This window comes from Streptomyces sp. NPDC049627 (assembly GCF_044465645.1).
Taxonomy (GTDB): domain Bacteria; phylum Actinomycetota; class Actinomycetes; order Streptomycetales; family Streptomycetaceae; genus Streptomyces.
This window is the reverse complement of sequence record NZ_JBITLW010000009.1, coordinates 497,948-505,686: the sequence shown is the minus strand read 5'-3', so window position 1 is coordinate 505,686 and position 7,739 is coordinate 497,948. Positions and strand designations below refer to the sequence as shown.

The 7,739-nt window shown below is 68.3% G+C and carries 5 protein-coding genes and 1 pseudogene; 3 read left to right on the top strand and 3 right to left on the bottom strand.

Going from position 1 to position 7,739, the window contains the following annotated elements:
* Nucleotides 1-272 (bottom strand): annotated as a pseudogene (locus tag ACIBU0_RS26470) (penicillin-binding protein 2); the annotation flags it as partial.
* A gap of 408 nt (nucleotides 273-680) precedes the next feature.
* Here ACIBU0_RS26470 and ACIBU0_RS26465 point away from each other — a divergent pair.
* The 3 genes from ACIBU0_RS26465 (at nucleotide 681) to ACIBU0_RS26455 (ending at nucleotide 5,240) form a co-directional block, all read left to right on the top strand.
* Entirely contained in the window at nucleotides 681-2,165 is a 1,485-nt protein-coding gene (locus ACIBU0_RS26465) for a peptidoglycan D,D-transpeptidase FtsI family protein (protein ID WP_398822750.1), read from the top strand.
* Nucleotides 2,166-2,534: 369 nt separating this feature from the next.
* Entirely contained in the window at nucleotides 2,535-4,187 is a 1,653-nt protein-coding gene (locus tag ACIBU0_RS26460; protein WP_398822747.1) for a penicillin-binding transpeptidase domain-containing protein, read from the top strand.
* A gap of 264 nt (nucleotides 4,188-4,451) precedes the next feature.
* Nucleotides 4,452-5,240 carry a BTAD domain-containing putative transcriptional regulator gene (locus ACIBU0_RS26455; RefSeq protein ID WP_398822744.1) on the top strand — a complete coding sequence of 263 codons (789 nt, stop codon included), beginning with the start codon at nucleotides 4,452-4,454 and terminating at the stop codon, nucleotides 5,238-5,240.
* A gap of 10 nt (nucleotides 5,241-5,250) precedes the next feature.
* Here ACIBU0_RS26455 and ACIBU0_RS26450 read toward each other — a convergent pair whose 3' ends face one another.
* Nucleotides 5,251-6,789 carry an aldehyde dehydrogenase family protein gene (locus tag ACIBU0_RS26450; RefSeq protein WP_398822741.1) on the bottom strand — a complete coding sequence of 513 codons (1,539 nt, stop codon included), beginning with the start codon at nucleotides 6,787-6,789 and terminating at the stop codon, nucleotides 5,251-5,253.
* 8 nt (nucleotides 6,790-6,797) lie between these two features.
* Nucleotides 6,798-7,733 carry a 2OG-Fe(II) oxygenase family protein gene (locus ACIBU0_RS26445; protein ID WP_398822737.1) on the bottom strand — a complete coding sequence of 312 codons (936 nt, stop codon included), beginning with the start codon at nucleotides 7,731-7,733 and terminating at the stop codon, nucleotides 6,798-6,800.
* Between the last annotated feature and the right edge of the window lie 6 nt (nucleotides 7,734-7,739).

Genomic DNA, 7,739 nt, shown 5'->3' with positions numbered 1-7,739 from the left:
AGATCGGTGCGGGAGGCGGACACGACGAGCCGCGTCTCGTTGTCCGCCAGAGCCACACCCCGCGCGTCCAGGATCGAGCCGCGCACCGCCGGCTGCACGACCTTCTGGACGAGATTGCCGGAGGCCTTCTTGGCATTGGCGTCCCCTTCGCGGATCTGTAAGTGCCACAGGCGTCCGCCGAGGGTGCCGAGTAAGGAAAGGACGAGGACTTGGATGACGACGAGCCGGATCCGGACGCGCGGCGTCCGGCCCGTCTCGGGGATGTTGGTCACGCGTGATCCCTTTGCTGTGCCGTGATTGCTGTGCCGTGATCGGGAGCTCGCCCAGGCATCCCACCGCGTCACGTGCCACAGCGACCGAGCCGAACTCTCCTGGCGTTTGCACGTGCGCCGGAAAAGGGAGATGCGTTGGCGGCTTCGGGAGATTTCTCGCCTTGGGACAAAGGGTCGCTTCGGGGCCGAGCCTAAGCGACTCCGACAGCCGTCCGTAGCTCACTATCAAGTCACTTCGAGGCGCCGGATCCGCGCTCGCCGTCGTGATCGTCGGCTTGTCCCGGTGGTTCTCCGAGGACACGGCAACGCGCTCAACTATGGTGCAGCCATGGTTCATTGCACTTCGACCCCTACCCGAATACCGCTGTTACGAGCGCACCAGCCGATCGCCGCTGGAGGTGCGGCCGCGTGAACAAGCCGCTGAGGCGCATCGCCATCTTCTGCGGGCTGTTGATGCTCGCGCTGCTGATCCGGGCCAACTGGCTCCAGTACATGGAGGCGGACGCACTCGCCACCGACGACGACAATCGCCGGGTCCTGATCAACCAGTACGCGACACCTCGCGGTGACATCATCGTCGGTGCGAGCCCGGTCACGGGTTCCAAGGCGGTGGACGGATCGGATCTCAAGTTCCAGCGCACGTACAAGAACGGCCCCATGTACGCGCCCGTCACCGGATACGCCTCCCAGGCCACGGGAATGACGTTTCTGGAGAACACGTACGACAGCGTGCTCAGCGGTCAGGACGACCGGCTGGCGTTCGAGCGCTTCACGGACGTCGTCACCGGAAAGGAACGGCGCGGCGGAGACGTCATCACGACGATCGACCCCAAGGCGCAGAAGGCCGGATACAAGGGCCTCACGGACCTCGGCGCCCGTGGCTCGGTCGTGGCCCTGGACCCGAGGACGGGCAAGGTGCTCGCCCTCGTCTCGGCCCCGTCCTACGACCCCGCGTCGTTCGCCGGCAACTCCCTCAAGGAGAGCGACCGGTTCAAGGCGCTCAGCGCCGACAAGAGCAAGCCACTGGCCAATCGCGCGCTGCGCGAGACCTTCCCGCCCGGCTCGACCTTCAAGATCCTCACCGCCGCGGCGGCGCTGGAGCACGGCGTGGTGACGGACGTCGACGCCGCCTCGGACGCGGCGTCGCCGTACCAGCTGCCGCAGTCGACCAACAGGATCAGCAGCGAGGCCGGGGACGGCGTCTGCAACAAGGCGTCGATGAAGACGGCCATGCAGCACTCCTGCAACAACGTCTTCCTCGACGCGGCCGTGAAGGTGGGCGCGGACAAGATGCGGGAGACGGCCGAGAAGTTCGGGTTCAACGAGGACGTCTACTCGTCCGACTTCGGGGACCTGCGGGCCACCAAGAGCCTCTACCCCGAGAACCTGGACAAGCCCGGTACCGCGCTGACCGGCATGGGCCAGGGCAGCCTCACCAGCACGCCGATGCAGATGGCCATGGTGACGGCCGCGCTGGTCAACGACGGCAAGGTGATGCAGCCCTACCTCGTCGACGAGTTGCGGTCCCCCGATCTGAACGCGCTGGAGAAGCACGAGCCGAAGGTCATGAGCCAGGCCGTCTCCGAGTCCACGGCCGAGAAGGTCCGGGAGATGATGGAGCACACCGCCAGGGAGGGAAGCGCCAAGCGGGCCCTCATCGACGGCATCACGGTGGGCGGCAAGACCGGAACGGCCCAGCGCGGCGTCAATGTGCGCGATCAGGTTCCCTACGGCTGGTTCGTCTCCTACGGCGTGAAGCCCGACGGCGAGTCCGTCGCCGTGGCCGTCTTCATCGACCCGACCGACATGGACATCTCGCGTGAGGACATCTCCGGCGGCAGTCTGGCCGCCCCCATCGCGCGGGACGTGATGGAGGCCGTGCTGAAGAACTGAGTCCTCCTCTTCGATTCCCTGTAAGCCCCTGGAAAACCGGGCGCCCGGAATGGTTCAAGAAATTTTCCGGTCGCGCCCGGCCAGGCCGTTTCGATTCAGCCAGTTTGCTCCGTAAAGGCAGCCGCTTCGGCTCGGGTTCTTTCAGTGCTCTAGTCCAATGGTCACGGAAAAACGTCCGGTTCGTGCGGCATCGACCCCCTGTGTTCGGCGTGGAGATCTTGTAACGATGTCCACCTTTGATGTCTCTTTACCTGCGCATCCCCGCAGTCTCCGTTCGGATCAGCCGTACCAGCTCTTTCACACCGGGGCTGTCCTGAATGCCGCATGGCGGTGAACGACAGGCGGGCACCCCCGCCTAATCTGAGCTGCATGACCCATTCCGGCAGCTACAGCGATTACCCCCAGTCCCGCAGGCGTCGTTCCCGCGGCCGGACCGTCGTTTCGACGGTCGTCGCGCTGGCCGTGACCGTCGGCGTCGGTTATTGGGGTTACTCGAGCCTGATTGCCGACGAAGGGTCGGACGATCCGCAGGTGGTGGACGCGACGGCTGAGCTGCAGAAGTTCCTGGACGCGTGGCGGGCGGCCGACGCCCCCCGGGCGGGCCGGCTGACGGACAGTCCGAGCAATGCCGAGTCGCTGATCAAATCCGTCATGACGAACCTCGATCCGTCCAAGACCGAGATCAGTGCCGGCGACGGCGAGAAGAAGGCCGAAGGGGAAGTAGAAGTTCCGTTCACGGTGAAGATGACGCTTCCGGGAGCGGGAGACTATTCCTGGGATTCGAAGGCCGACGTCCGTAAGGCCGACGGTAAATGGAAGGTCGAATTCCACACCGAAACGGTCCACCCGGAGATGGTTCCGGGGCAGACGCTCGCCCTCAAGACGCGGGACCGCGCGCCCATCCTCGACACCAACGGCGACGATCTGGAGTCCGCCTCCCTCGTGGGCATGGTCGACGACAGGACCGGCAAGGGCATGTCGGGCCTCCAGGCCCGCTACGACAAGCAGCTCACCGGCGGGCCGGGCCCGATGAAGTCGGTCGTGGTCGTGGACCGCCAGTCCGGTCAGGTGGTGAAGAAGCTCACCGGCACCAAGGCGAGCCCGGGCGAGCCGGTGCGCACGACCATCGACCCGGAGGTGCAGGAGGCGGCCGCCGAAGCCCTGGCCGGAGTGAAGAAGAACGCGGCGATCGTCGCGATCGACCCCTCCAACGGGCACATCCTGGCCGCCGCCAACATGCCCTCCGGCATGAACCGCGCGCTGGAGGGCCGTTACCCGCCCGGCTCCACCTTCAAGGTGGTGACCGCCGCCGCCCTGTTGAAGCAGGGGATGAGGCCCTCGGACCCCGGGGACTGCCCCAAGTTCACCCGGGTCAACGGCCAGCGCTTCGAGAACCAGGACCAGTTCGTGCTGCCGGCCGGATCGACGTTCAAGGACAACTTCGCCCACTCCTGCAACACCTTCTTCGTCAACTCCCGCGCCAAGCTGTCCTCCTCCGCCCTGCACGACACCGCGGAGGCCTTCGGCATCGGGGGCGCCTGGGACGTGGGCACCACGACGTACGACGGCAGCGTCCCGGTCGCGACCAGCGACAACGAAAAGTCCGCCTCGACCATCGGGCAGGCCAGGGTGCAGGCGTCCCCCCTGGTGATGGCGTCGGTCGCGGCGACCGCGAAGGCGGGCGTCTTCCGGCAGCCCGTCCTGGTGCCCGGCGCCGTGAAGAAGAAGTACGAGGCCCCCTCCCGGCTCGACTCCGGTGTCGTCGCCGCGCTGCGCCAGATGATGCGCGCGACCGTGACCGAAGGCGCCGGCTGGGCCCTGAAGGGCATCCCCGGCGAACCGCACGCCAAGACGGGCACGGCGGAGTTCGGCTCCGAGACCCCGCCGCGCACGCACGCCTGGATGATCGGCTTCCAGGGCGACCGGAACCTCGCCTGGTCGGTCCTCCTGGAGGACGGCGGTTCGGGTGGTTCCGACGCCGGGCCGATCGCGGCGAAGTTCCTGAAGAGCCTGGTGGGGTGAGGCTGAACTGACTCACCCCTGAACAGCGGTAAGCCACCCGAGCAGCAGTAGAGCCACCTGAACAGCAGAACGCCATCGGAACTCATGTGAAGCGGCCGAGGAGTTCGTCTCGGTGAGCCGGTCTTCCGAAGAAGGCCGGCGCCTGGTCACGACCACACTCCAGTGACGGCTCCGCCCCGATCCGACGCAGTGTCACCACTGGCATCCATGCCATGTCCACTCCTCTCGGGCGAGGACGTGGACCATCCACAGGGGGTATTCGACATGACCACTCGCAACAGCGTGACGATCCGGCTCCTCGGCCCCGTGACTCTCGTGAAGAACGCCATGCCGCTGCCGATACCCGGGCAACGGCAGAAGCGTTTCCTGTCCTGTCTGGCCCTACGGCCCGGGCAGGTCATCTCCAAGGACGTGATCAGCGAGGAATCCTGGGACGGGGAGCCGCCCCTGACGGTCTCGGGACAGCTGCAGACCTCGGCCTGGATGGTCCGTACGGCCCTGGAGAAGGCGGGGCTGTCACGGGACGCGGTCGGCTCGCACGACAGTGGCTACGAGCTGCGGGTCCCCGCGCAGGCCATCGACCTCTTCGTCTTCCGGGACATGGTGCGCACGGTCCGGGAGCTGCACGCGGGCGGACAGCACAAGGACGCGTCCGAGCGGCTCGACGCCGCGCTCGCCCTGTGGAAGGGACCCGCGTTCGCCGACGTCACCTCCGGCCGGCTACGGCTGAAGGGGGAGGCCCTGGAAGAGGAGCGGACGGCGGCGGTCGAACTGCGCGCTCTGATCGACGTGGGCCTCGGACACTACAGTGAGGCGATCGCCCGGCTGTCGGAACTGGTCGACCGTGATCCCCTCCGCGAGGACCTCTACGTCAGCCTCATGAAGGCGTACTACGCCGAGGGCCGCCAGGCCGACGCGATCCAGGTCTTCCACCGGGCCAAACGGCAGCTGCGGGAGCACATCGGGATCAACCCTGGCGCGAGGATGACCAAGATGATGCAGGCCATCCTCCGCCAGGACGAACAGTTCCTCAGGGTCGGCACATCGGCCTGACCCGGGCCGGCTAGGGAGTGAAGTCGACGCCCTGCGCCAGCGCCACCCGACCGGAGTAGTTCACCGTGTTGGTGGCGCGGCGCATGTAGGCGCGCCAGGCGTCGGAGCCGGACTCGCGGCCGCCGCCGGTCTCCTTCTCGCCGCCGAAGGCGCCGCCGATCTCCGCACCCGAGGTGCCGATGTTGACGTTGACGATGCCGCAGTCCGCGCCGTCGGCGGCCAGATACCGCTCCGCCTCCCGCTGGTCGCTCGTGAAGATGCCGGACGACAGCCCCTGCGGCACCTCGTTGTTCAGCCGGATGGCCTCGTCGAGATCGCGGTAGGTGAGGACGTACAGCAGGGGCGCGAAGGTCTCCTCGCGCACCACGTCGCTCTGGCCCGGCATCCGGACGAGGGCGGGCCGGACGTAGTACGCGTCCGGGGCCGCCCCGGACAGGTGTCGCTCACCGCCGGCGAGCAGGGTGCCGCCGTCCGCACCGGCCCGGTCGAGGGACGCACGCATCCTGGCGTACGCAGCCTCGTTCACCAGGGGCCCGACCAGGGTGGTGTCCTGGAACGGGTCGCCGACCGGGAGCCGGCCGTAGGCCCGGGCGAGCCGTTCGACGAGGGCGTCGGCGACCTCCTCGTGCACGATCAGCCGGCGCAGTGTGGTGCACCGCTGGCCCGCCGTGCCCGCGGCGGCGAACACGGTGGCGTTGACGGTGAGGTCGAGGTCCGCCGACGGGGCGACCACGGCGGCGTTGTTCCCGCCGAGCTCCAGGAGGCTGCGGCCGAACCGGGCCGCGACGCGGGGGCCCACGGTGCGGCCCATCCGCGTCGAACCGGTCGCGCTGATCAGGGCCACGGCCGGGGAGTCGACGAGCCGTTCGCCGATCCCGGCCGCACCGAGGACGACCTGGTTCAGGTGCGCCGGAGCGCCGGTCTCCGCGGCGGCGCGGTCGAGGAGGGCGGCGCAGGCCAGGGCGGTGAGCGGGGTGAGTTCGGACGGTTTCCACACCACGGTGTCGCCGCACACCAGCGCCACCGCCGCGTTCCATGCCCACACCGCCACGGGGAAGTTGAAGGCGGTGATCACCCCGACCACGCCCAGCGGGTGCCAGGTCTCCATCAGCCGGTGGCCGGGGCGCTCGGAGGGCATGGTGCGGCCGTAGAGCTGCCGGGACAGGCCCACCGCGAAGTCGCAGATGTCGATCATCTCCTGCACTTCGCCGAGCGCCTCGGAGCGGATCTTGCCGGCCTCGACGGTGACCAGGTCGGCGAGGTCCTGCTTGTGCTCGGTGAGCAGCTCGCCGAGCCGTCCGACGAGCGCGCCGCGCACCGGTGCCGGGGTGGTCCGCCAGGTGAGGAACGCGGTGTGCGCGGCGTCGACGGCCCGGTCGACGTCCGCCGGGCCGTCGGCGCGCAGACCGAACAGGCCGGCACCCGTGACCGGCGTACGGGCGGTGAGGGCGTCGCCCTTGAACGCGGCGAGTTCGACGCCGCAGCGGTTCAGAGCGGCCTGTGCCCGCGCGCGGATCTCGTGGGTGCCGGTGACCGACACTGTGCTCATGGCCGCCTCTACGCCTTGGTCTTCGTACGGAGGTTGACGTAGTTGCCCGCGATCCAGTCCTGGAAGGTGGCGGTGTCACCGTCGAGGCTGATGTCGAATCCGCACCTCCGGGCCAGGGGGACCGAGAAGGCGAAGTCCGCGTTCGGGCGCAGGAAGAAGACGCTGGACGTACGGCTGCTGCCGGCGATCTGGTCCCGGCGCGGCGCGGCGACATGGTGCCGCGGGGCCTTCACCCGGCCGCCGGTCGCGAGGGTCGCGACGGCTCCGCAGAACACGAGAACCAGGTCGGGCTTGGCCGGCAGGTCCACGAAGGTGCCGCCGACCTCGACTTGGAGGCTCACGAAACCGTTGGGGCACGGTGTCTGCTGGATCAGCGTCACCGTGGACAGGTCGTAGTGCGGCGCCATCCGCAGGGGTTCCTCCTCGGCGCTGCGGTGCGCGGGAACCTCCGGGAAGTACCGGAACCTCAGCACCGGCTCGCAGTTGACGAAGCCCTCGACCCCGCCGTCCGGTTCGGTACCGGTCGTCTTCAGGACCTGCCGCGCCACCTCCCGGGAGGCGTCGTACATGCGGTCGAAGTAGCCGGTCCATATGCGTTCGAAGTCGGGCGTGGGGAAGAGGTTGCCGGAGGTCCCCATCGAGTAGCACATGGAGTAGTCGGTGTACGAGCCGCTGTTGGTGATCTTCGCCGTGCTCTCCGACTCCAGCCCCGTGAACCCGCGCCGGATGGTCGGGTCCTTGGCGGTGACGGCCCGCTTCTGCTCCTGGGTGCCGTGGTCGAAGAAGTCGACGGCGACGTCCTTGGAGGACTTCTGGTCGGCCTCCGACAGCCCGCTGTCCGACAGGTAGAAGACTCCCTTCTCCGCCAGACAGCGGCGGAACTCGTCCTGATGCAGCCCGGCCTGGAGGTCCGTCAGGCTGAAGGTGGGGACCGTCGTGTCCATCTGCAC